Consider the following 751-nt stretch of genomic DNA (forward strand, 5'->3'; position numbering starts at 1 on the left):
GCCGCGACCCCGCCGACTACCGCAGCGCCGGGTGGTGCTGCCGCGTCCCCACCAGCCACACCGGGCAACACCGCCGCGCCCGGGGGTTCGGTCGCTCCCGGGCCCGCGCACCTGGGGCCCGCACCCCACCACGACCTCATCGACCCAGAGCTGGTCGGCCAACTCGCCCCCGCAGCACTACAAGCCGGCACCACCGCCCTGACCATGCTCCCCCTGCTCGCCATGACCGCCATGTCCGGCCTCGGCAACAACACCAACAGCGGCGGGAACACCAACCCCACCACCAACCCCGCCAACACCCTGGGCAACCTCGCCGACACCTACGGCAACGGCAACACCACCACACCCGGCACCGGCAACCTCACCACCAACAACGGCAACACCACCAGCGGCACCAGCAACACCAACATCGCCGTCCGCTACCGCCAGCTCTACCAACACACCGTCGCCACCGCCTTCAACAACCTCGACAACCAACTCCTGCACTTCATCACCGACCTCGCCGCCGGCCACACCATCGACAAAAAAGCCGTCACCCAACTCCTACGCGACGTCGACGTCCAACTCGCCCAACTCGGCCCCACCGCCTACACCACCGCCGGACAACAACAAGTCCACCAAATCCTCACCACCGCCGTCACCAAAGCCGAACACCTCGTCACCGGCAGCCACGCCACCGCCACCCAAACCGCCACCGAAATCAACCAACTCACCAACCAATACCTCTACAACCTCGCCGGAAAAAACTACA

1 protein-coding gene is annotated in these 751 nt (G+C 66.3%); it reads left to right on the forward strand.

All coding sequences use genetic code 11. The features are described from left to right. Nucleotides 1-751, forward strand: a 751-nt coding sequence (locus NV1_RS41675; RefSeq protein WP_157117792.1) for a DUF4226 domain-containing protein, incomplete at both ends; no start/stop codon positions are given.

The organism is Nocardia vaccinii NBRC 15922 (assembly GCF_001613305.1).
GTDB classification, from domain to species: Bacteria; Actinomycetota; Actinomycetes; order Mycobacteriales; family Mycobacteriaceae; genus Nocardia; species Nocardia vaccinii.